The sequence below is a fragment of the Vibrio qingdaonensis genome (genome assembly GCF_026191675.1).
GTDB classification, from domain to species: domain Bacteria; phylum Pseudomonadota; class Gammaproteobacteria; order Enterobacterales; family Vibrionaceae; genus Vibrio; species Vibrio qingdaonensis.
The window spans coordinates 55159-78768 of the sequence record NZ_JAKRRY010000021.1 but is presented as its reverse complement, the minus strand read 5'-3'; the positions used below and the strand labels follow the sequence as shown (position 1 = coordinate 78768).

The 23610-nt window shown below is 44.4% G+C and carries 16 protein-coding genes; 13 read left to right on the top strand and 3 right to left on the bottom strand.

The window, feature by feature from the left end:
• Window positions 1-57: 57 nt before the first annotated feature.
• The 10 genes from fdhF to MD535_RS15455 all read left to right on the top strand — a co-directional run bounded on the left by fdhF (window position 58) and on the right by MD535_RS15455 (window position 16023).
• Window positions 58-4173 carry a formate dehydrogenase subunit alpha gene (gene fdhF, locus MD535_RS15500; protein ID WP_265675930.1) on the top strand — a complete coding sequence of 1372 codons (4116 nt, stop codon included), beginning with the start codon at window positions 58-60 and terminating at the stop codon, window positions 4171-4173.
• 495 nt (window positions 4174-4668) lie between these two features.
• The gene (locus MD535_RS15495; RefSeq protein ID WP_265675929.1) at window positions 4669-6126 is read left to right on the top strand and encodes a protein adenylyltransferase SelO; all 1458 of its coding nucleotides are present in this window, start codon (window positions 4669-4671) and stop codon (window positions 6124-6126) included.
• Between the two features lie 161 nt (window positions 6127-6287).
• Entirely contained in the window at window positions 6288-7013 is a 726-nt protein-coding gene (locus MD535_RS15490; protein ID WP_265675928.1) for a response regulator, read from the top strand.
• Between the two features lie 94 nt (window positions 7014-7107).
• The gene (locus MD535_RS15485; RefSeq protein ID WP_265675927.1) at window positions 7108-8562 is read left to right on the top strand and encodes an ATP-binding protein; all 1455 of its coding nucleotides are present in this window, start codon (window positions 7108-7110) and stop codon (window positions 8560-8562) included.
• A gap of 156 nt (window positions 8563-8718) precedes the next feature.
• Complete coding sequence (locus MD535_RS15480) at window positions 8719-9975, top strand: ABC transporter substrate-binding protein (protein ID WP_265675926.1); 1257 nt, start codon at window positions 8719-8721, stop codon at window positions 9973-9975.
• A 390-nt stretch (window positions 9976-10365) separates the two neighbouring features.
• On the top strand, window positions 10366-11895 hold the full coding sequence (locus tag MD535_RS15475) for an AMP-binding protein (RefSeq protein ID WP_265675925.1): 1530 nt from the start codon (window positions 10366-10368) through the stop codon (window positions 11893-11895).
• Window positions 11892-12644, top strand: coding sequence for a class I SAM-dependent methyltransferase (locus MD535_RS15470; protein WP_265675924.1), 753 nt, complete (start codon window positions 11892-11894; stop codon window positions 12642-12644). The genes MD535_RS15475 and MD535_RS15470 overlap by 4 nt, the downstream gene beginning before the upstream one ends.
• Before the next feature lie 238 nt (window positions 12645-12882).
• Window positions 12883-13881 carry a TRAP transporter substrate-binding protein gene (locus MD535_RS15465; RefSeq protein ID WP_265675923.1) on the top strand — a complete coding sequence of 333 codons (999 nt, stop codon included), beginning with the start codon at window positions 12883-12885 and terminating at the stop codon, window positions 13879-13881.
• A 69-nt stretch (window positions 13882-13950) separates the two neighbouring features.
• The gene (locus tag MD535_RS15460) at window positions 13951-14658 is read left to right on the top strand and encodes a TRAP transporter small permease (RefSeq protein ID WP_390902943.1); all 708 of its coding nucleotides are present in this window, start codon (window positions 13951-13953) and stop codon (window positions 14656-14658) included.
• A 3-nt stretch (window positions 14659-14661) separates the two neighbouring features.
• Entirely contained in the window at window positions 14662-16023 is a 1362-nt protein-coding gene (locus MD535_RS15455; RefSeq protein ID WP_265675921.1) for a TRAP transporter large permease, read from the top strand.
• Between the two features lie 123 nt (window positions 16024-16146).
• Here the strand turns inward: MD535_RS15455 and MD535_RS15450 are convergent, their stop codons facing one another.
• The 3 genes from MD535_RS15450 to MD535_RS15440 all read right to left on the bottom strand — a co-directional run bounded on the left by MD535_RS15450 (window position 16147) and on the right by MD535_RS15440 (window position 19609).
• The gene (locus MD535_RS15450) at window positions 16147-16329 is read right to left on the bottom strand and encodes a hypothetical protein (protein ID WP_265675920.1); all 183 of its coding nucleotides are present in this window, start codon (window positions 16327-16329) and stop codon (window positions 16147-16149) included.
• A 142-nt stretch (window positions 16330-16471) separates the two neighbouring features.
• A complete protein-coding gene (locus tag MD535_RS15445) occupies window positions 16472-17812 on the bottom strand; it encodes a sigma-54-dependent transcriptional regulator (RefSeq protein WP_265675919.1) in 1341 nt (446 codons plus the stop codon).
• A 3-nt stretch (window positions 17813-17815) separates the two neighbouring features.
• On the bottom strand, window positions 17816-19609 hold the full coding sequence (locus tag MD535_RS15440; RefSeq protein ID WP_265675918.1) for a sensor histidine kinase: 1794 nt from the start codon (window positions 19607-19609) through the stop codon (window positions 17816-17818).
• Window positions 19610-20146: 537 nt separating this feature from the next.
• Here MD535_RS15440 and tig point away from each other — a divergent pair.
• From tig to clpX, 3 genes are all read left to right on the top strand, one after another.
• Window positions 20147-21451, top strand: a complete 1305-nt coding sequence (gene tig, locus MD535_RS15435) for a trigger factor (protein WP_265675917.1) — start codon at window positions 20147-20149, stop codon at window positions 21449-21451.
• Window positions 21452-21553: 102 nt separating this feature from the next.
• Window positions 21554-22177 (top strand): ATP-dependent Clp endopeptidase proteolytic subunit ClpP, encoded by a 624-nt coding sequence (clpP, locus tag MD535_RS15430; RefSeq protein WP_250618449.1) that lies wholly within the window; start codon window positions 21554-21556, stop codon window positions 22175-22177.
• A 123-nt stretch (window positions 22178-22300) separates the two neighbouring features.
• A complete protein-coding gene (gene clpX, locus MD535_RS15425) occupies window positions 22301-23581 on the top strand; it encodes an ATP-dependent protease ATP-binding subunit ClpX (protein WP_265675916.1) in 1281 nt (426 codons plus the stop codon).
• Window positions 23582-23610 lie beyond the last annotated feature (29 nt).

Genomic DNA, 23610 nt, shown 5'->3' with positions numbered 1-23610 from the left:
GCCAGAATGCATGACCTCAGTGGACGCGTTTCAGTGATTTAAAAGAGATAGTTCTATATGAATGTAACAATCAATGGTCAACCGTACCTACTGCGTGAGCGTAAAAGCATTTTAGATATCGCTAAAGATATTCACGTTGATGTCCCATCCCTTTGTTCTATTAGTCAGCATAACGATAAACAGTCGTGCGATTTGTGTGTGGTTGAAATCGTCGGGCAAGGTATCGTCAAAGCTTGCGAAACGGACATAGAAGATGGCATGACCGTTGTTACACAATCCGCTCAAATTAATCCCCTTCGTCGCCAAGCGCTTAATCGTATCTTTGCCGATCATAATGCCGATTGTGAGGCACCTTGTAAGGTGGCGTGCCCTGCGCATGTTGATATCCAAACCTACCTTCATCATATTGCGCAAGATGATCACATTAAAGCGGTGGAAGTGATAAAAGACACGCTACCGATGCCTATTTCAATAGGCCGAGTGTGCCCGGCGTTTTGTGAGCACGAGTGTCGTCGAAGTTTAGTTGACGAGCCTGTGGCGATTCGACAGTTAAAGCGCCATGCGGCTGATATTGACCTGTCTCTTAGCGAACAGTTCGAACCGGAAAAATTGCCGTATAACGGCCATCGAGTGGCGATCGTTGGTGCGGGACCGGGTGGTTTGGCGTGTGGTTACTACCTGAGTTATCAGGGCTTTGCGGTTGATGTCTTTGAGTCGATGCCAGAGGCGGGTGGTTGGCTACGTTATGGCATCCCAGAATATCGATTACCGAAACATATTTTAGATAAAGAAATTGAAGTTATGTGTCGTGGAGGAATGCGTCTCCACACCAACACGAAGTTGGGCAGTGACATGACGCTGGATGAGTTAACCGAAAATTACGAAGCGGTTTGCCTTGCTGTTGGCGCAACTAAGGCGGTCAACATGCCTTATCCCGGCTCGGACTTGTCAGGCTGCATACTTGGTGTGGATTTTCTTAAAGACATAATGACGAATCAAGCCTTTAAGGTTGGTAATAAAGTCGCCGTTATTGGCGGTGGTAATACGGCGATAGATTGTGCGAGAACCGCAATCCGTGAGGGCGCGGAGACGACGATTATTTATCGACGAACTCGCAATGAAATGCCGGCAGAATTACATGAAATTGAAGCGGCAGAATTGGAAGGGGTTAAGTTTCGATTTTTGACCAACCCAGTAGAAAATAGTGCGGACTTTCAAGGGCGAGTTAGCCATATTGAGCTAGAAATTATGGAGCTAGGTGAGCCTGATAGTTCAGGGCGCCGACGTCCAGTATCCACAGGTAAAACAATAGTAGAGCCCTTCGATACGGTCATATCTGCTCTGTCACAAAAGCCTGAGACTGATTTTTTAAAGACAGGAAAATATGCTTTGCCACTGACCGATTGGGGGACGGCAGCCTCAGATTCGGATTCTATGCATCACGGTTACAATATCTATAGTATTGGTGATTTTAGGCGAGGTCCTGCGACGGCAATTGAAGCCATTGCTGATGGTAAGAAAGCCGCCGACGCGATTGAGCGGTTTATTTTGCAAGGGCACTTTAAGCCAACGCAAACGCCATTTAATAGCCACAAAGCAGAAAGAATCAGCTTAGTGCGACAAACTGAGTACTTGAAAGAGCACGCGAGACCGAGAGCGCAAGCCGAGCAGCTGGATGTTGAAGCGTGCCAAACCACCTATCAAGAAGTGGAGTTAGATATAGACGCGGAACGCGCCATTTCTGAAGCAGCGCGATGTCTAGAGTGTGGTTGCCAAGCTAATACCCAGTGCGACCTTCGGGATTACGCCACAGAATATCAGGTTGATTATCGTGAGATTGATATCAACGAACGCAAGATGTTTCCGGTAGACAAATCGAGTGAATTCATTGTATTTGATGCCAACCGTTGTATCAGCTGCGGCTCTTGTGTACATGCTTGCCAAACGGAATCAGTACACGGTATTTTAAATTTCTCAGAGTCGTCACATCGGCCACGTTTTCCTGAGAATGCGTCAATGGGTGACAGTAATTGTGTGCAATGTGGCGCTTGTGTTCAAGTTTGTCCTACTGGAGCGCTGGTGGATAAGCGTGATAAATCCCATAGCCGAATAGAGATGCTAACGCCAGTCAAAACCATTTGTACTTATTGCGGCGTTGGCTGCCGAGTCGAGCTGTATGTGGATGCCGCAAGTAATACCATTCGTTATGTGAAAGGGGATAAAACCTCGCCAGTCAACCAAGGCATGTTGTGCGTAAAAGGGCGGTTTGGCTTTGATTTCATTGGCAGCGATGAGCGATTAACCACGCCGCTGATCCGTAAGTCAGGTCAGCTTCAGCCTGCATCTTGGCCGGAGACCATTGATTACGTTGCCAGTAAGTTTGCCAAAATTAAAGCAATGCATGGTAGTGATAGCCTTGCCGGATTCTCATCGGCAAAAACAACGAATGAAGATAACTATGCCTTTCAAAAGCTGCTACGCCGTGAGTTTGGCACCAACAATATCGACCACTGTGCGCGACTTTGTCACTCTTCCACCGTGACAGGGCTGGAGGCGGCGTTTGGTAGCGGGGCAATGACCAATGATATTCCGAGCATCAAACACTCGGATGTGATCTTTATTATTGGCTCAGATACCAGTGCGGCACACCCAATTATTGGGTCCCACATCAAACAAGCGGTCGCGAATGGCGCGACGCTAGTTGTTGCGGATCCAAAACGTATTGATATGGCTGATCATGCGAAGCTTTACCTGCGCCATCGTCCGGGTACCGATGTAATGTTACTCAATGCCATCATGCATCAAATCGTACTTAATGGTTGGCAAGACGAGGCGTATATTGCCGAACGAACGGAAGGATATGAGGCGCTACTCGCGGAGGTCAGTAAGCCAACCTATTCTTCAAGCAATGCAGAGCTGATTACTGGCGTACCAAAAGCAGACATTGAAAAAATGGCCAAGATAATCGGTACCGCAAGCGTGAGCTCAGTATTCTATTCAATGGGCATCACTCAGCATACAACAGGGCACGACAACGTTCGCTCGATCGCCAACTTACAAATGTTATGTGGAAATGTTGGCGTAGAAGGGGGCGGTATTAATCCACTTCGTGGCCAATCTAATGTGCAGGGCTCGTGTGATATGGGCGCATTGCCGACAGATTATCCTGGCTATCAAAAGGTGACACATCCTGATGTTCAAGAAAAGTTTGCTCAGGCGTGGCAAAGCGACACATTGCCTACCGAGCGAGGCTTGACGTTAACGGAAATTATTGATGCCGCTTGTGACGGTGACATAAAAGCCTTGTACGTTATGGGGGAAAACCCTGTGCTGAGCGACCCTGATCAAGCTCATGTACTTAAGGGGTTAAAAGCCTTAGATTTCCTAGTGGTTCAAGACATTTTCTTAACAGAAACTGCGGCGTTAGCGGATGTCGTCTTGCCATCATACTCGTTTGCAGAAAAAGCCGGGCACTTTACTAATACCGAAAGACGGGTACAGCGTTTAGTACCGGCAGTTAAAGCGCCGGGTGATGCTATGGAAGATTGGCGAATTATCCAAAATATTGCTAACGCGATGGGTGGTGAATGGAATTATCAAACGGTGCAAGATATTACCGAAGAAATTTCGCAGGTCACGCCTCAATACAAAGGGATTCGTTGGGAGTCGATAGGGGGGAATGGTCTGCAATGGCCGTGTAATGATGTGAAGCCATTTGGTACGCGTATCATGCATAAAGACCAATTTATTCGTGGTAAAGGCGCCATGGCGGCGATAGCGTTTGAGTATGCGGCAGAGCTGCCGGACGAAGAGTTTCCGCTGACATTAACAACGGGGCGACTGCTCGAGCAATTCCATACCGGAACCATGACGAGAAAAACGAAAGGGTTAGATAATCTAGCGGGCCCACGGGTGATGATCAGTGTTGAAGATGCAGAGCGTCTTGATATCGCTAATGGTGAACCTGTCGTGTTGATATCTCGCCGTGGGGAAATATCGGCGCCTGCATTTGTCACCAAGCGGATGCAAGCTGGTGTCGTATTTGTGCCGTTTCATTTTGCAGAATCGGCGGCCAATAAACTCACCAATACTGCAACGGATCCTTATGCCAAAATCCCGGAATTTAAGGTATCAGCGGTGCGTTTAGAAAAACAGCCCGAGTTTTCGCACTAAAATGAGTGGTTGGCACGGAAATAAGGTTAATGATCGGTTTTGAATAGATAGAGGTTGTTTAATGCTCAAGCGAGAATTGGAATACACCCAATTCTCGCTTTTCTGTATGGTTATCGGGGTACTGATCGTGTTTAGTATTATTTTGTTGGTACGAATTCAAAGATTTGCATCAATAATATTGAAAAAATGGCCACTTCGTACTAAATTGTAATTGTAGTGTAATAAAAAGGAGAAATTGCCTATGCATCATGAAATGATCCAACATTCAAATTTTGGCGTTATTAGCCGTACTTGCTTATTTTCACTCGGTTCAGTGGTTGCCATTCTCGCGCTAATCTAACCCTACCTGCTTTCTTAGAGGACAGTTCAAATTCCAATTAAACATTGGCTTCTGGGTGCTCCTCTAGGCTAAAGACCCTTCTTTTTGTTGCTTTTTTATTACAATCTTATCGCTATACTCTAATTACACCATATTTGCTGTAAAAGGGTTTACCTATGTCGGTTTGGGATAGTATTCATCTCTCCACGCGCTTTACTGAATTTCCCGCGAGCTTTTATACTGCCGTGAATCCAACGCCGCTTTTGGCGCCGCAATGGGTGGCTTGGAATAGTGATCTTGCCGCGCAGTTAAGATTGCCGCGACACGTTGATGATTACCCAGAGCTATTAGCAGTATTGTCTGGAACGGAGTCCATTGATTCTCTATCGCCGCTAGCAATGAAATACGCTGGACATCAATTTGGGGTCTATAACCCCGATTTAGGTGATGGTCGTGGATTACTCCTTGGTGAGATAGAAGACAAAAATGGTGTTTATCAAGACATTCATATTAAAGGGGCGGGGAAAACACCGTATTCTCGGATGGGAGATGGTCGGGCAGTACTTCGTTCAACGATTCGAGAGTATTTATGCAGTGAAGCCATGCATGGGCTAGGTATCCCAACAACCCGAGCATTGGGTATGATGGTCAGCGAGACTCCAGTCTATCGAGAGCGTGTTGAGCAGGGAGCGATGCTAGTGAGGGTTGCGGAAACGCATATTCGCTTCGGTCATTTCGAACATTTCTTTTACACCGGACAACATAGCGAACTAAAACTACTGCTAGATAAGGTGATTGAATGGTATTTTCCAGACAGTCTGAATCAGGCTCACCCTTATGCGTATTTTTTCAATCAAGTCGTGACAAAAACTGCGCAGATGATCGCCCAGTGGCAGTCGGTTGGTTTTGCTCATGGTGTGATGAATACCGATAACATGTCGGTGCTAGGACAAACGTTTGACTACGGACCGTTTGCTTTTCTCGATGACTATGAGCCGGGCTATATTTGCAATCACTCCGATTATCAGGGGCGCTATGCGTTTGACAATCAGCCTTCTATTGCGTTGTGGAACTTAACCGCTTTAGCACATGCATTGTCACCATTTATCGAGCGAGCGGAGCTGGATAACGCGCTTGAAGGGTTCACCGCTACCTTACAGAGCGAATACAGCCAAAAGATGCGCGCCAAGTTTGGTTTATTGACGAAACAGAGCGAAGACGGTGTGTTCTTCAATGATGCATTTGAATTTATTGAGCGTTATCAGGTCGATTTTACGCTGTTTTTTAGAACGCTTTCTAACCTAGATACCAGCGGAAAGACACCAGTACTGGACTTGTTCAGTGATAAAGCAGAAGCTGAAAAATGGTTGCAACGTTATCAGGCTCGGGCAACGCTAGAGCCGTTATCGGTTGATGAACGTTGTGATGGAATGCGCGCGGTAAATCCCAAATACATACTGCGTAATTATTTGGCTCAACAAGCCATCGAAGAGGCGGAGCAGGGCAACTTTCACTTAGTTAATACACTGTTCAAGGTATTAACAACGCCCTACGATGAGCATCCTGAATCAGCAGCGTTAGCTGCGCCCCCACCAAGCTGGGGGAAAAAAATGGAGATCAGTTGCTCTTCATAAAGTTGAATACTTTTTGTGCTATCAGTTTTTACATGGCTTGTTAAGTATCACTTTCGTGATCTTAGTCAAGATTCGTGTGTTACTTTTATTAATGAAGCGATGATAAATAAAACCACAAAGCCTTACACTATAGGCTGTGACGTAATCATTAAGGATTGGAAATGCAACCAAAGACACACATTCTTGTCGTAGATGACGATGAGGAGATCCGCTTATTACTTGATGAGTATTTGAGTAAATCGGGTTTTCAGGTCACCACAGCAGAAGATGGTGTTGAAATGGAGTTGTTCATCAAAGCGAAAGGCTATCCAGACTTAATTTTATTGGATGTCATGTTACCTGGTGATGATGGCTTTACGTTATGTCAACGTGTACGTCGTGACTCGCAAGTGCCGATTATTATGCTAACAGCCGTCTCGGATGAAACGGATCAGATCATTGGTCTGGAGATTGGCGCAGATGACTACATTGCTAAGCCATTCAGCCCTCGTCAACTGATGGCGCGTATTAAAGCACTATTAAGACGAGCTCACATTCATGAAGATCGTGATGAACAGCCACCAAGAACGATTGATTTTGGTGACTGGCGTCTTGATACATTATCGCAACGTATGGTGAATCGAGTAACCAATCGCCATCATGATTTATCTGGTAGTGACTTTGCGCTATTGATGCTGTTTTTGTCGAAGCCTAATGAAGTACTAGATAGAGACACGATCTCTTTTGCGACTCGTGGTAGAGAAGCGCTACCTTTTGAACGCGGGATTGATGTTCAATTGAGCCGAATCCGTAATAGGCTAGGTAAAAGTACCGAGTTCCCACATTACATTAAAACGATGCGTGGTAATGGTTATATTCTTTCCGTTGCGGTTGAGTATGGGTATTAGTCGCTGGTGAATGTAACCGTTGTTCATGATGAATGGCGGTAAGCCAAGATTGCATTAAGCTAGAATAGCACTAAGTTAAAATGGTGAAACCCTGATGTCTCGTTCCCGCTGGTTAAGACGCTTTAACCTCAATACTTTAGTTGCCCGCACATTGTTATTAACCCTGTTAGCAGTAGTCTGCTCACAGGGCGTTCTAACCGCTATCTGGTATCAAAAAACCAAGCAAGATGAACTGGCGGGCATCCGAGATACCTCTGCCAGCATGGCCAACATGTTTGCATCGACGGTGACCTTTTTTCAAAAGTTGCCCATCAAATACCGACATATTGTTCTAGACCAAATCCGTAATATGGGTGGCACACGCTTCTTCGTATCGTTTAATAAAGAAGAGCTGATCGTCGACCCGATTCCAGATACCCCGTTAAAGCTGGCCTCGATGACATCGGTCAGCGACGTATTGAATGAAAAACTACCATCGATTCAAGCGGTTAGTGTTGAGTTCTCCAAAGCGGAAAATTTAAGATTATTAAAAAACGATATTTTTCTCAACGACTTACCCAAGTCATGGGCGCACCATACACTCACGCTTGGACCGCTTGATCCTCCAGTGCTGGTTGTACAGTTAAAAATTGCCCAAGGCGAATGGTTATATATCGCAGCCTTGTTACCGTCTCCGTATATCCAGCTCGATGATACGATGTTGACCCAAGATCAAATGGTGTTTTTGATCACCTCTACCACATTGCTATTGCTGCTGACTTTTTTACTGGTTCGAGCGCAGGTGAAACCGTTAAGGCGTCTAGCAAAAGCGGCGAATGATATGAGCATGGATATTGACCAGCCGCCACTTATTGAACAAGGCGCGACAGAACTTGTGACGGCAACTCGGGCGTTTAATCGCATGCAGACGCGTATTCGTAAGTACATTGCCGATCGTGAACATCTGTTTTCGTCGATTTCTCATGATTTAAAAACACCCATTACGCGATTGCGATTGCGTGCCGAGTTGCTTGATGATGACGCTAAGCGTGACAAGTTCAATCTTGATCTCGATGAACTCGAAATGATGGTAAAAGGTGCGCTGCAGTGCGTTCGTGACACGGATTTGCATGAAAACAACGCTTATATCGACCTTAATGAGATTATCCGTAGTGTGTCTGAAATGCATAACCAAGTGCATACGCTAGTATCGGTCACTTCCGAGCCGATTGAACCGTTTATTGCCAAACCACTTGCGATTAAGCGAGTGCTAACCAACTTAGTGGATAACGCGGTTAAGTACGGGGATAGAGCGTTCATTAACGTTGAAGAAACACCGAATTGGATAATCGTGACGATTCAAGACAAAGGGCCGGGTATCCCGAAAGAGAAAATTGAAGCGGTTTTTGAGCCGTATGTGAGATTGGCAACAGATAAAGATGGGCATGGCTTGGGACTTGGGATATGCCGCAGTATTCTCCACGGCTTAGGCGGGGACTTAATCATGCGAAACGCAGATGTTGGCGGCCTAGAGGTACAAGTCTTCATCCCGCCAAACTTAGAAGCTTAGTAATAAACTTAGAAGCTTAGTAAAAACTAGAAGCTTAGTAAAAACTAGAAGCTTAGTCATAAACTAGAAACTTAGTGAAAACCGATTAACTTCTATCTATTTCACCCTAGACAGCTCGTGGACTGCGAGTGTTGTACGACGACGATGTGAACGACAATGAGAATAAACAAACTGTTATTGACGCTAGCGCTGAGTACACCTGCATTGCTGCCCCACCTTTCCTATGCAGGAGAGGTGGAGGTGCTTCACTGGTGGACATCTGGTGGTGAAGCAAAAGCAGTACAGCCGTTAAAATTCAGTCTTGAAAAGCAGGGGCATACCTGGAAGGATTTTGCTGTCGCCGGTGGTGGCGGTGAAACGGCGATGACGGTACTCAAAACGCGCGCCGTATCAGGTAATCCGCCATCCGCAGCCCAAATAAAAGGCCACGATATTCAAGAGTGGGGAAGCCTTGGCTTTTTAACCAATTTAGATGATGTTGCGGCAGCGGGAGATTGGGATGCAATAGTTCCGAAAATCGTTACCGATATAATGAAATTTAATGGTGAATATGTCGCTGTTCCTGTGAATATTCACCGAGTCAATTGGTTGTGGGCAAACCCAGCGGTACTAAAAAAAGCCGGGGTGAGTGTGCCTACCACTCTAGATGAGTTTTTTGTTGTCGCTGAAAAGATTAAGTCGGCCGGTTACTTACCATTATCAAATGGCGTCGGCTCTTGGCAAGATGCGACCATGTTTGAAACGATCGCCTTAAGTGTTCTGGGAACAGAAGGTTATACAAAGGCATTTGTTGAGCTTGACCTAGAAATGTTGGCCAGCGATAAAATGGTAGAAGCGCTCGTCAAGTTCAAGAAATTGCGCGACTATATGGACAGCGACGCACCAGAGCGTCAATGGTATAAAGCGACTTCTATGGTCGCCAACGGTGAAGCGGCAATGCAGATAATGGGTGACTGGGCAAAGGGTGAGTTTATTGCTTTAGGTAAAGTACCTGGTAAAGACTTTATTTGTGCGCCAGCACCGGGTACGGCGGAGCAGTTTACTTACAACATTGATAGTTTCGCCTTTTTTGATTTAAAAGACAGTGGTGATGTGGATGCCCAGAAAGCACTTGCCGCCGCAATCTTAGACAAAAACTTTCAAGAAACCTTTAATCTAAAAAAAGGCTCACTACCTGCCAGAACGGATTTAGACATGTCTAAGTTCGACCAATGCTCACTGGATTCATTGGCGAGTTTTAAAATGGCAGAAAGGAGCGGTGATCTGGTGCCGAGTGTGTCACAAGGAATGGCGACAACGAGTTACGTGCAAGGTGCTATCTTCGATGTCGTAACAGACTTTTTTAATGACCCAAATGCCGATGCTAAAAAGACTGCGAAGAAGCTAGCCAAAGCAGTAAAAGCGGCGATTTAGGTAAGCAGCGGGGTGTTCGAGTGTTTTATTTAGCACTTAATACCTCTTTTAGTCGCACTTATTATCTGAAATTGGGTCTGAAGTCGGAATTAGTACCCCTTAAGTCTTCTGACGATAAGTGAATCACTAAAACTCTGGAATTACCTTCGATAATAAATGGTATTATCTTGGTCTGTAGGTGGTGATTTGTATTAGTTATTGCTTGTTAATAGGGGGAATAATATTGGCGTTTTCTGGGCTGTACTATTTTTATGCTAACGAGCTGTTTGTAACTTACAATGTTGTTGGTTTCCTGGTTATTTGAAATGTCTACAAGGTATGATAATTACAAAAGACCTATATATTAAGGGAGTATAAACTCCATAGCTCACTTCGCTATATAGGTAACATATGAACACGTTTATTGAATCTCTTATTCAAAGTTCCTCAGAGGATAATAATACAGTTCTTATTGATGCTGCGTTAGGAAAGGAATATATAGCGTCTGAGTTATTGGCGTGCAGTAGACAAGTAGCGGGTCGTTTATGGGCGTCTGGTGTACGTCAAAATGACCATGTAATCGTGTCTGTGCCAGCCTCACTTGATTATTACTCAATTCTATATGGTTGCTTTATGATTGGCGCCATTCCAAGTTTGGTAGATGTTAGCCAGAAAAAGAGCCAACTTGTCGAATGTATTGACGAGCTAAAGCCAGTTTTATGGCTTAGTGATAAGAAAATCGAAGGGTTCACGACTTGTTCATCAATAGAATTATGGGCGATAGATCCATCGGACTATCCTGACGTCATGGTTTCTGATTCAACTGAGTGTTTATTACTGTATACCACGGGAACGACGGGAACACCGAAAGGCGTTCCATGGACTATTGCACAGTTGAAGTCACAGGCGCAAGAGTTAAATAAAATTCATAAATTGGTTGATAAAGAATTTGTATTGTTTCCATACCTAGCTCTGGCGTGTATCTATAACAATAGAAAGGCTATTATTCCTGAGACTAATTCTCTACAACCTAACCTTATGCCTATTAGCAATATCTTGCATCAAATGGAGTATTATGGATGTCAATATATATTCGCATCGCCAGCGTTTTGGGTTCGAGTGATTGAGTGCCTAGAAACCCAATCTCATAGCCTTGATTATATAAAAATAATATCGACAGCGGGAGCATCTTTGAATTTAAATATGTTGAGAAAGTTGAATTCGTTACTAAATAAAGGCGATATTTATATTCCTTATGCAAGTACAGAGGCATTACTTCCACTTACGATGATTCGTTATGAAGACTTTAAAACATTATCACTAGACAAGACTGCGCAGGGGATGGGAATCCCATTAGGTACCGCGTGTGATGGCATTCAAGTGAAGGTGATATCAGTAGACTGCAATTCAGCTCTATCGCTCCCTCTGAAACCTAATACAATCGGTGAGATCATCGTTGCTGGTGAACGGGTAACAAGTAAATATTTTAGAAAACCAGATTTGACAAAACGATCAAAGGTACGCATTCCTGAGAGTGATCTTACTTGGCATAAAATGGGGGATATTGGATACGTTGATGATTATGGTGTTGTATGGTTTATGACTCGCAAAAAGTACGCTATTTCATACGGCGATAATTATTTTTGTCCTGACGCGATAGAGCAGTTTATAAACTTACATACCGGAATTAGTGCCAGTGCTGTTATTTGTGATAATGATCAGCATGTTACGGTAGTCATACCTAAGTCCGAACAAGGATTCGTCAATATTGATGTCATCAAAGAGAAGCTTATTGGTTTAGGGTATGCGTCGTCGAATATTATGCTTTATCCCTCTTTATTGCCGACCGATAAGCGACATAACAGCAAAATAGATAGAGATCGCTTGAAATTTTGGGTAGATAGTGAGTACCAATACGAAGAGCGAGAGGGTGCCCTGTGAAGCCTTTGTCATTCCCAGCCCAAATTGATTATTATTTAGATGCAGTGACCTGCAGGGATACCCTCGTAGAATCGTTAGAGTCCATTATAAAACCTTATCGTTTTGGCCGTGTCTTAGATTGCTCGGTAGGCACTGGTTTTGGTGTTATCGATTTAATTAGAACGGGTCATAATATTGTCTGCTCGGATGCATGTAGTGACATGTTACGTCGGTTTAGTGAAAACGCGCATAGAGATAATGTGCAAACGAGTCCCCTAAAAATTCAGTGGGATGAATTGGGCTATAAATTGCCAGAGTCCTTCGATTTAGTTTTATGTCGAGGGAATTCAATCGTTTATTCTGATATGTGGGAGTCACATCAGATGTTGGGAGATCTTAATGGTGTTAAAAAAGCGATTAATGGGATCTATAAAGCGATAAGAAACGATGGGTGTTTATATATCGATATTCCTTCAGAGAAACACTTTAATTTCGATGCACCATTGGTGATTGAGCACGAAGAGAAATCAGTCAATTGCCTACCAGTACGAGTAAGAGAAAAGATAACTCACGATGAGGCGTCGTTGAAACGTAAGTGGGACGTAGATATTTCAATCGCTGGAGACGTATATAAATTCACTAAATATTCGCATTTAATAAAAGAAAACACATTTATATCTATGCTACAACAAGCAGGGTTTAGAAGAGTTGAGCGCGTAGAAAGCTGTCAATATCGGGCTCACTACTGTGAATTAGTTGCATACAAGTAATCTACCGTTCTAATAAAAAAGCACAGATAGTAACAGTACGAAATGAGTCATTGTTTACCCTTTCTAACGTAATTGATGGGTCATTTTCCCCCCATTTTCTTAGTCCATTTCGGATCTTAGATATAAATATAAACTTAAACTACTGAAATATAAATACATTTTATGGTTGGCATTCAACTTGCTCTATAGAAGTATCAGTACCCATTGAAGGGACTGCTTCAATCCAAGGAGAATAAGAATGTTAAAGCCTCTATCCCTACTTACGGTTTCCATCCTGTCTGTGGCGAGTTTCAATGCGGCCGCCAATTGCGATCCGGGTGAAATTGTTATTAAGTTTAGTCATGTAACGAATACCGACAAACACCCAAAAGGCATCGCGGCATCGTTACTTGAAGAGCGTGTGAATACCGAGATGAACGGCAAGGCGTGTATGCAGGTTTTTCCAAACTCGACACTTTATGATGATAATAAAGTGCTCGAAGCCATGCTAAATGGTGATGTACAACTCGCTGCACCATCGCTATCAAAATTTGAAAAGTTCACGAAAAAATACCGCATTTTTGATCTCCCCTTTCTATTTGAAGACGTGAACGCCGTAGACCGCTTCCAGAACTCAGAATCTGGTGACAAGCTAAAAAATGCCATGAAGCGCCGAGGCTTACAAGGTCTGGCGTTTTGGCATAACGGTATGAAGCAAATGTCAGCCAATAAACCGCTATTGGTGCCAGAAGATGCGAAAGGGCTAAAGTTCCGTGTTCAGGCATCCGATGTATTAGTGGCGCAGTTTGAACAGCTTGGTGCAAACCCACAAAAAATGTCATTTAAAGAAGTGTACGGTGGCTTGCAGACCAAGGTTATCGATGGGCAAGAGAACACATGGTCGAACATTTACGGCAAAAAGTTTTTTGAAGTTCAAGATGGTGTGACTGAGACTAACCACGGTATTTTGGACTATTTAGTTGTGACGTCGAATGATTTTTGGAAAGGGCTACCCGACGATGTTCGCGACCAGCTTGGCACTATCATTAAAGAAGTGACAGAGACGCGCAATGCGGAATCCAGTCAGGTCAACTTAGCTAACAAAAACAACATCATTGAAGCGGGTGGGGAAGTTCGAACGTTAACGCCCGAACAGCGTCAGCTGTGGGTAGAAGCGCTACAACCTGTGTGGGCAAAGTTTGAGAAAGATATCGGCTCGGAGCTGATAGAGGCTGCGCAGGCGTCAAACCAACAGTAATACCATCAAACCCAAGTTTGGCCTTGTTCACGCAAGGCCAACTTCTCTTCTCCCTATTTATAAAAAGTGATGGTTCACATGGAACAATCAATAACGACAAAAATCGGTAAGGTGACCGATGCATTTGAAGAAGCGTTGATCGCCTTTTTTCTTGGTGCGATGACGCTGCTGACTTTCGCCAATGTTATTTCTCGTTATGTGTTTAACGACAATATTCTTTGGGCACTTGAATTAACCGTCTTTATGTTCGCGTGGATGGTACTGGTTGGCGCGTCGTATGGTGTTAAAAAACATTTTCATATTGGCGTGGATGTCATCATCAATATGGTATCCGTCAAGTGGCGTAAAATGTGCGCCATTATCGCGGTACTGAGTTGCTTAACGTTTTCGATACTGCTGCTAATCGGCTCTTGGAATTATTGGTATCCATTTGTCACCGAGCGAGCGTGGTATGAAACCGACGATATCCCTATGCCTGAGATGTTGCAATTTTTGGCGGATTGGCTCAATGAAGGCGAGCGTTACGAGAAACTGCCTCGATTCATCCCTTACATGGCGCTACCAATTGGCATGGCAATGCTGACTTATCGTTTCTTGCATGTTGCTTATCAGGTGGTGACAGGAAAAATGGATCGCATGATTGCCGGTCACGAAGCCGAAGAAGACTTAGAGGCGCTAAAGGCTGAGATGGCTGAAGATAACGCCTTCGAAAATATAGCAGCCAGTGAATCTAGTAAGCACAGTACGTTAGGCAATACCAAGGATAAGGGGCAGTAACCTATGGCGATTTTATTTCTATTTTTAATGGTTATTGCTTTCATGCTGGTGGGCGTGCCAATTGCCATCTCACTAGGCTTATCGAGCATTTTGTTTTTGTTAATGCATTCCGATGCGTCTTTAGCCTCGGTGGCTCAAACGTTATTTAATGCCTTTGCTGGTCACTATACGCTGCTAGCGATCCCGTTCTTTATCTTAGCATCCAGCTTTATGTCTACTGGTGGCGTGGCGAAGCGTATTATTCGTTTCGCTATTGCAATGGTCGGGTCATTTCGTGGTGGTTTGGCCATGGCGTCGGTTGTTGCGTGCATGATGTTTGCCGCGCTATCTGGGTCGTCCCCGGCTACCGTAGTTGCTATTGGTAGTATCGTTATTGCAGGGATGATTAAAAATGGTTACACCAAAGAGTTTGCTGCTGGCGTTATTTGTAATGCAGGGACACTAGGAATACTGATTCCACCTTCGATCGTGATGGTAGTTTATGCTGCGGCGACGGATGTATCCGTAGGACGAATGTTTTTGGGTGGGGTGATTCCGGGACTGCTTGCAGGGTTAATGTTGATGATTGCCATTTACATTGCTGCAAGAGTAAAAGGATTACCTAAGCAACCTTTTGTCGGCTGGAAAGAAGCCTTTGATGCTGCCAAAGATGCAAGCTGGGGCTTGTTATTGGTGGTGATCATCTTAGGTGGTATTTATGGCGGTATCTTCACACCAACCGAAGCTGCTGCTGTTGCCGCTGTGTATTCATTTCTGATTGCCAACTTTATTTATAAAGATATGGGCCCGTTTGCTGATAAAGAAAATCGCCAACCAGTTATCGTGAAAATTGTGCAGACCTTTGTACATAAAGATACCAAACACACGCTTTATGAAGCAGGGAAGCTGACAATCATGCTGTTGTTCATTATCGCCAATGCGTTGATATTGAAGCATGTGTTAACAGAAGAACGCATCCCGCAGATGATCACTGAATCGATGCTGTCAGCAGGGCTGGGACCGATTACCTTCCTTATTGTGGTCAACATTCTGTTATTGCTTGGTGGGCAGTTCATGGAGCCTTCCGGGCTTCTGATTATTGTCGCGCCATTGGTTTTCCCAATTGCAATAGCGCTTGGTATTGACCCAATTCACCTAGGGATCATGATGGTGGTGAATATGGAAATAGGCATGATTACTCCGCCAGTGGGATTAAACCTATTTGTCACGGCTGGTGTGGCAAAGATGTCGATGATGGGCGTGGTCAAAGCGGCGTTGCCTTGGGTTGGCGTGATGTTCTTATTCTTAATTATCGTGACGTATGTCCCTTGGGTGTCAACGTGGTTACCAACGTTACTCATGGGCCCTGAAATTATTACTAAATAGGCGTCACACTTGAGCGTGAACTCAAGCAGAAACAAGATGACTACCAGTACAACTAGACTGCGTAAAATAGGTCAACACACCGCTGTTCAGTGCTTGGCTGTACATAACAGATGGCGAGGAAGGTTACACTTCCTCGTCAATGTGTTTGATATGCGCGGTGCGTGGATCGGGTTGCGAACGACGCTCATAAAATACGCGTTGGTTACGCTGAGTTCGTCGGTCAGTGTATTCTCGTTGCTCGACATAATAGACGCCATCAATTTCAATGGTCTCGGTAATGGCGGGAACCGTGGTTTTTTCACCCATGCGCGACCTCTCTTTTGTTAATAAATTGTTGCTGTTATTTTCAGTATAGAAGTCGATAAATAGATTTCGAGCTTATTTTCGTCACTATTATGTTGCTTAGCAATAAAGGGAGAGAAAGGTAGCTATTGATGTGCACGTCCGCCTATTCATTTTTGTAGTCGTTTTTATCTAGCCCATATTTTTGCATTTTGTCGTAAAGCGTTTTTCGAGCGGTCTGCAGTACGTTCATGGTGTCGTTTATTTTGCCATCACAGCTTGCTAGCGCCTGTTCAATCAGCGCTTTTTCAAAATCGGCGACTTGGGTGGTGAGTGGCGAATCGGTAGGCTCTTGATTAGGCTCAGCCAAGTTACTTAACTTTCCTAACAGTACAAACCGTTCCGCACAGTTGCGCAGTTCTCTCACATTTCCTGGCCAGTCTTGACTCATCAATGCTTGTAGATCGGTGGCAGGCAGAGCGTTGGAAGCTTTGCCATAGCGAGCGGCGGCAACCAACAAGAAGTGATGAAATAGCGCAGGTATGTCTTCCTTACGCTGCCTCAATGGTGGGAGTTGTAGCGTGACGACATTCAGCCGGTAGTAGAGGTCTTCACGAAAGGTACCTTGAGCAGCGGCTTTTTTGAGGTCCACCTTAGTGGCGGCGATGACTCGGATGTCTAGCGGCACTAAATTGTTGGAGCCGACACGTTCTATCACTCTCTCCTGTAATACTCTGAGAAGACGGATTTGTGCTTGTATTGGCATTGACTCAATCTCATCAAGAAACAGCGTGCCTCCTTGAGCGTGTTCGAACTTCCCAATGCGTGCAGAATCAGCACCTGTGAATGCGCCTTTTTCATGGCCGTATAGTTCACTTTCTATTAGGTTTTCAGGTACCGCGCCACAGTTGACGGCGACAAAATTTGCATCGCGTCGTGCGCTTTGTTCATGTAAAGAGCGAGCGACCAGTTCTTTACCCGTTCCGGTTTCGCCAAACAACAAAATGTCTGCGCTGGTGTCGGCCACGGCAGTAATGGTGTGCCTTAATTCTTGAATAATATTCGTGTCACCAATAATTCTTGGCCCTAGGGTTTGACTGACTTTTAGTGACTGCTTTAAGCGTTCATTTTCTAGAGTCAACTGCTGTTTCTCAATGGCACGCAACGTAGTTTCAATAAGCCTATCGGCAGAGAATGGCTTTTCAATAAAGTCATAGGCACCCTCTTGGATTGCCTGCACCGCCATGGAGATATCGCCGTGGCCTGTGATTAAAATAACCGGAATAGCATGATGTTGGTGAGTTATGGTTCTGAGCAAATCCATGCCGGATAAGCCGGGCAGACGAATATCGGAAATAATTGCCAGCGGAGGGGGCTGATCTTGAAGTGCTAGCAGCGCATCTTCAACTGAAGAAAAACACTGCGCATTGATATCAGCCAATTCAAAGCTTTGCTGCAAAGCGATGCGGATATCGGTTTCATCGTCGATAAAAAACACATGGCTCATAGATTATTCCTTAATTATCGTGGCATGACGGGTGGGAAGGGAAACGGTAAAACGCGCACCACCAAGAGGAGAGCGGGTCACGGATATTTTCCCATTGAGGTTGTGGATAATCTGTTGGGAGATCGAAAGCCCCAGCCCTAGTCCGTTATCCTTCGTTGTATAGAAGGGCTCAAATAGTTCACTAAGGGCATGATCGTCTAATCCGGGTCCTGAATCATCGATATGGATATCGACGCTCAGGGTATGTGTTTGAATAGAAATTTCGAGCTGCTTTACCTCATGCAATGCCATTGCTTGAATGGCATTGGTAATTAAATTGATCAGCACTTGCTCAACTTGAATCGGATTGACCCACACCAGAATTTCATCTTCTGTGGCGGTGTAATTAAGGACAACTTGGCTCGTTTTTAATTGTGGTTGAATTAGCTCAAGCGTGGAAAAAATAATGGGTGTTAGGCTGACTTCACACAGTTCATCGGCGTCACTACGCTTGGCAAAGGATTTAAGTTGTTGGCTTATCTTTGCCATACGCTCCGTTAACGCAACAATTCGGGCTAGGTTATCTTCCGCGCGGTCAATTTTTTGTTTTTGTATAAACCGCTGACCATTTTCAGCGAAGCTTCGAATGGCTGCGAGCGGGTTATTCAACTCATGACTAATGCTCGCCGACATTTGTCCAAGTACCGCCAGCTTTGCAGCTTGTATCAGTTCGTCTTGTGTTTTCCGGAGCGCTTTTTCAGTTTTGACTCGTTCATCTATTTCGACATGTAATTCCGAGGTTCTTTCCATCACTAGAAATTCCAGCTTTTGCTTTGCTTCTGCTTGAAGGCGCGCGATTTGTCGATGTTTAGATTGGCGTGTAGCAATCACTACCATAATCAAATAAGCGGTGATAAATAACAGAAACAGGATAAATACAAACGCGAATATATCGATGTAAAGCGTAGAAAGTGGCGTGAGTACCCTCAAGGTGAGATTGGGTACGCCGGAATCTCGTTGGCTCATTAAGTAACTCTGAGTAAACAGAGTATTGTTTGGTTTGGTAATAATGCTCGAGTCTGCCGTCAACAACCCCTTAAAACCGAGATCGGGAATAGACGTAGAGAGATACTGTCTTGAGCGTTTGATGTTATTCAACGTACCGGCAGACAACGGAGCTAAGCTGTGGAACAGCCATTCCGTTTGGCTTGACATGAAAACCACATGATTATTATCGGTCGCGACATAGATACTGGTATCACTTTGCCAATTTCGCTCAATCGTGGAGAGATCCATCTTAACCACCACAACGCCAATATGTTCGGCGGCGTAGGTCACGGGATAAGAATAATAGTAACCACGTTGTCCAGAAGTTGAGCCCAAGGCAAAGTAAGTGCTCTGTTTACCCCTTATAGCTTGTTGAAAGTAAGGTCTGAAAGCGAAATTTTTACCAATAAAAGAGTGCTTGAGGCGCCAGTTACTCGACGCAATGGTATTACCGAACTTGTCGATGAGATAGGTGTCAGATGCTTGGACAACATGATTGGCTTGCGATAAATAACGGTTAGTGATTTCAAGCTGAGCACTGTTGTTTGGGGTGAGTAGGGCATCGACTAACTCTTTGTCTTGCGATAACAGTTGCGGGATATGACGATATTTATCGAGTTTGCTGTCGATATTTTCAACAAATCGGTTGAGCCAACTTTCATGTTGCTCTTTAAGTAACGCAAAGTTGTGTTGCCAGTACCATTTTCCTCCTAGGGTAGAAAGGACAATAAACAGGACGGTTAGGCCGAATAATATCTGTTTTAATCGCATAGTACCTCCGTCATATCGCTTGTGCATAGGTTAACGAATTTGATGAATATGTGGCGAAAAAGTTATATGAACTGAGAGGTGGCAAGCTAGGAAAGGGGACTTAGTTCGCGTTTTTAAAGGTTTAACAAAAAAAAACGTTTATTTTCTTGAAAATGGCAATATTGTCCCCATTTCTGGTTGGAACCGAGAGGAAACTCTTTGGTTTGTTCGTTTCGTTGAGTAATTAGTGACAAAACCACCGATTGATTGGAGTTCGACTCGACACCATAGATTGAGATCGCTAGAATGTCGCGTCTGAAATTTTGTCCTGAGACTAATTGGAGATGCCTTCGAAGTAACCCTTCATAAAAGAAGACGTCACTTATTAGTCCGGTAGTCATGAAACATGTTTGATGATTATCGATACCCATTTAGAAGGTGCATTAGTGCACTAACAAGGATGAAGCTGAAGTATCGTTTAAGTTGATAGTCATATCGTTTACTTGATATGGATGCTCATATGCTCGGCTAACGCTGAGCCAAACTGAGGTTTATAGAATGCAAGTTACTGTTGAAACTCTAGAGGGCCTAGAGCGCCGTCTAAACATTACTGTTCCTGCTGCAAACATCGAAGATGCAGTGACAGCTGAACTACGCAACATCGCGAAAAACCGTCGTTTTGATGGCTTCCGTAAAGGCAAAGTGCCGATGAAAATGGTTGCGCAAATGTACGGTCAAGCAGTACGTCAAGACGTAATGGGCGAAGTAATGCAACGCCACTTTATCGAAGCAATCGTTTCTGAAAAAATCAACCCAGCAGGCGCACCTACGTTCGCTCCTGTTTCAAACGAAGCGGGTCAAGACCTTGTTTTTGCTGCAACGTTTGAAGTTTACCCAGAAGTTGAACTAGCGGGCCTAGAAAACATCGTTGTTGAAAAGCCAGCAACTGAAGTTAACGACTCTGACGTTGAAGAAATGATCGACACGCTACGTAAGCAACAAGCTACGTGGGCTGAAGTTGAAGAAGCTGCAGAAGACGGTAAGCGCGTAACTATCGATTTCGTTGGTTCTATCGATGGCGAAGAATTCGAAGGCGGTAAAGCTGAGAACTTCCCACTAGAGATGGGCGCTGGTCGCATGATCCCTGGTTTTGAAGACGGTGTTAAAGGCAAGACTGCCGGCATGGAATTTGAAATCGACGTAAACTTCCCAGAAGATTACCACGCTGAAAACCTAAAAGGTAAAGCGGCGAAATTCGCAATTAAAGTAAGCAAAGTTGAAGCGCGTGAGCTTCCTGAGCTAACTGACGAGTTCGTATCTAAGTTCGGTGTAGCGGAAGGTGGTGTTGAAGCACTTAAAGCTGAAGTTCGCAAAAACATGGAACGTGAGCTTAAGCAAGCGATCAAAAACCGTATCAAAGAGCAAGCACTTGATGGTCTAGTAAAAGAGAACGAAATGGACGTTCCTTCTGCACTTATCGACCAAGAAATTGTTGGTCTACGTCAGCAAGCGGCACAGCGTTTCGGTGGCAACCCTGAAGCAGCTGAGCAACTTCCACGTGAATTGTTCGAAGAGCAAGCTAAGCGCCGCGTAGTGGTTGGTCTTCTTCTTGGTGAAGTAATCAAGTCTGAGAAGCTAGAAGCAAGCGACGAGAAAGTGAAAGCACTTATCGCTGAAATGGCAACAGCATACGAAGATCCAACAGAAGTTATCGCTTACTACGAGCAAAACGAGCAAATGATGAACAACATGCGCAACGTTGCACTAGAAGAGCAAGCGATTGATGCGATTCTTGCTAAAGCACAAGTTTCTGATAAAGAAGTTAGCTTCAACGAGCTAATGAATCAGCAACCAGCTCAATAAGCAATATCTTGTATAGAAGGTTGACTTAGAGTCGACTTCTCTGCTAACAATGGTCCGTATGATGTTTATCATCCGGGCCATTTATTTTAGGGACATAAGAATATGAGCTACCAAGAAAAAAATGCAATGTCGCCAATTATGAACGCGCTAGTACCTATGGTTGTTGAGCAAACTTCCCGTGGTGAACGCTCTTATGATATTTTCTCGCGATTACTAAAAGAACGAATCATTTTCTTGACGGGTCAAGTGGAAGACAACATGGCAAACCTTGTGGTTGCCCAACTGCTTTTCTTAGAATCAGAAAATCCTGACAAAGACATCTTCCTATACATCAATTCACCAGGTGGCAGTGTGACCGCGGGTATGTCGATTTACGACACGATGCAATTCATTAAACCGAATGTAAGTACGTTATGTACTGGTCAAGCTTGTTCAATGGGGGCATTCCTATTGGCGGGTGGTGCACCAGGTAAGCGTTTTGCTCTGCCAAATTCTCGCGTCATGATTCACCAGCCACTTGGTGGTTTCCAAGGGCAAGCGTCGGATATTCAGATCCACGCACAAGAAATCCTGACAATTAAAGAGAAGCTGAACAAGTTACTCGCTGAGCACTCGGGTCAGCCACTAGAAGTGATTGAAAAAGATACGGATCGCGATAATTTCATGTCAGCGGCACAAGCGGCTGAATACGGCATTATTGATGAGGTATTGACCCAACGAGGTTGATCCATAACGGTTTGATTGTAAATAGACCAAATTGTTCGCCTAGAATGATTAATTCTCGGGCGCATTTTGGTCTAAATTGATATACACTCAAATCATAGAAAGTACAGGCTAAGAGGTTAGCGAATGACAGATAAAAGCAAAGAGAGTGGTAGTGGTAAACTGCTGTACTGCTCTTTCTGTGGCAAAAGTCAGCACGAAGTTCGCAAGCTAATTGCGGGCCCTTCTGTTTACGTCTGCGACGAATGCGTTGATTTATGCAACGACATCATTCGTGAAGAAATTAAAGATGTGCTCCCGAAAAAAGAATCCGAAGCGTTGCCAACGCCAAAAGATATTCGCGCGCACCTCGATGATTATGTAATCGGTCAAGACTACGCAAAAAAAGTGCTTTCAGTTGCGGTATACAATCACTATAAGCGTCTTCGCAATGGTGATACAACAGCTGATGGTGTTGAACTGGGTAAGAGTAACATTCTACTTATCGGTCCAACGGGTAGTGGTAAAACGCTACTTGCTGAAACGCTTGCTCGTTTCCTAGACGTACCATTTACGATGGCTGATGCCACCACATTGACCGAAGCGGGTTATGTGGGTGAGGATGTTGAGAATATTATTCAAAAACTTCTTCAAAAGTGTGACTACGACGTAGCCAAAGCTGAGCGCGGCATCGTTTATATCGATGAGATTGATAAAATCTCGCGTAAAGCGGAAAACCCATCGATCACCCGTGATGTATCTGGTGAGGGTGTTCAGCAAGCACTACTCAAACTCGTTGAAGGCACGATCGCTTCCGTTCCACCACAAGGTGGTCGTAAGCACCCTCAACAAGAATTTCTACAAGTAGACACATCGAAGATTCTGTTTATTTGTGGTGGTGCGTTTGCAGGTCTTGATAAAGTTATCGATCAGCGTGTTGCGACAGGCGCAGGTATTGGCTTTGGCGCTGAAGTACGCTCTAAAGATGAAACTAAGACAGCCGGTGAGTTGTTCAAGCAGGTAGAACCTGAAGATTTGGTGAAGTACGGTCTTATTCCGGAATTTATTGGTCGTCTACCCGTTACAACGACATTGACGGAGCTTGATGAAGAAGCGTTGATTCAAATATTGAATGAACCAAAGAATGCCCTAACGAAACAGTACGGTGCGTTGTTTGACCTTGAAGGTGCAGAGCTTGAATTCCGTGAAGATGCTTTACGTGCAATTGCGAAAAAAGCAATGGAACGTAAAACCGGTGCTCGTGGTCTACGTTCAATCTTAGAAGGTGTCCTTTTAGAGACGATGTATGAGCTGCCATCTGCTACAGGTGTGAGCAAAGTTGTTATTGATGAAAGTGTAATAAACGGTGAATCAGAACCACTGCTTATTTACAGCAATAATGATAATCAGGTCGCAAGTGCAGACTAATTTGCAAGAGTGATAAAAAAGGAGGTATT

Excerpts from the sequence above, each read along its gene's own strand:
- clpX (WP_265675916.1), top strand. The coding sequence starts at position 22,301 with ATGACAGATAAAAGCAAAGAGAGTGGTAGTGGTAAACTGCTGTACTGC.
- tig (WP_265675917.1), top strand. The coding sequence starts at position 20,147 with ATGCAAGTTACTGTTGAAACTCTAGAGGGCCTAGAGCGCCGTCTAAAC.
- MD535_RS15440 (WP_265675918.1), bottom strand. The coding sequence starts at position 19,609 with ATGCGATTAAAACAGATATTATTCGGCCTAACCGTCCTGTTTATTGTC.
- MD535_RS15450 (WP_265675920.1), bottom strand. The coding sequence starts at position 16,329 with ATGGGTGAAAAAACCACGGTTCCCGCCATTACCGAGACCATTGAAATT.
- MD535_RS15455 (WP_265675921.1), top strand. The coding sequence starts at position 14,662 with ATGGCGATTTTATTTCTATTTTTAATGGTTATTGCTTTCATGCTGGTG.
- MD535_RS15465 (WP_265675923.1), top strand. The coding sequence starts at position 12,883 with ATGTTAAAGCCTCTATCCCTACTTACGGTTTCCATCCTGTCTGTGGCG.
- MD535_RS15495 (WP_265675929.1), top strand. The coding sequence starts at position 4,669 with ATGTCGGTTTGGGATAGTATTCATCTCTCCACGCGCTTTACTGAATTT.
- MD535_RS15475 (WP_265675925.1), top strand. The coding sequence starts at position 10,366 with ATGAACACGTTTATTGAATCTCTTATTCAAAGTTCCTCAGAGGATAAT.
- MD535_RS15480 (WP_265675926.1), top strand. The coding sequence starts at position 8,719 with ATGAGAATAAACAAACTGTTATTGACGCTAGCGCTGAGTACACCTGCA.
- clpP (WP_250618449.1), top strand. The coding sequence starts at position 21,554 with ATGAGCTACCAAGAAAAAAATGCAATGTCGCCAATTATGAACGCGCTA.
- MD535_RS15445 (WP_265675919.1), bottom strand. The coding sequence starts at position 17,812 with ATGAGCCATGTGTTTTTTATCGACGATGAAACCGATATCCGCATCGCT.
- fdhF (WP_265675930.1), top strand. The coding sequence starts at position 58 with ATGAATGTAACAATCAATGGTCAACCGTACCTACTGCGTGAGCGTAAA.
- MD535_RS15460 (WP_390902943.1), top strand. The coding sequence starts at position 13,951 with ATGGTTCACATGGAACAATCAATAACGACAAAAATCGGTAAGGTGACC.
- MD535_RS15490 (WP_265675928.1), top strand. The coding sequence starts at position 6,288 with ATGCAACCAAAGACACACATTCTTGTCGTAGATGACGATGAGGAGATC.
- MD535_RS15485 (WP_265675927.1), top strand. The coding sequence starts at position 7,108 with ATGTCTCGTTCCCGCTGGTTAAGACGCTTTAACCTCAATACTTTAGTT.